Below are 220 nucleotides of genomic sequence, written 5' to 3' on the forward strand. Positions count from 1 at the left end.
GTCATTAAAGATGGAATCCACTTATGACACATTATCCTCTTTCCCTGACGATATGCCATCAAGGGAAGGATTCACGATTATTTCTGAGCATTTCTCAGCTGGTGAACTAGCTCCTGCAGAGGTTGTTGTCCAAACAGAAGGTAGTGATATTCCTGTTGAAGATGTATTAAATGACCTTCCATTTGTTGCAAATGTTTCAGAAGGAGAACAAGCAAAAAAT

The 220-nt window shown here is 39.1% G+C and carries 1 protein-coding gene; it reads left to right on the top strand.

Translation table 11 applies throughout. The features are described from left to right. A partial coding sequence (locus EOC06_RS40705; RefSeq protein WP_206631514.1) for a hypothetical protein occupies nt 1-220 on the top strand: 220 nt, incomplete at both ends.

It is taken from the genome of Mesorhizobium sp. M7A.F.Ca.MR.362.00.0.0, from assembly GCF_004023175.1.
Lineage (GTDB): Bacteria > Pseudomonadota > Alphaproteobacteria > Rhizobiales > Rhizobiaceae > Mesorhizobium.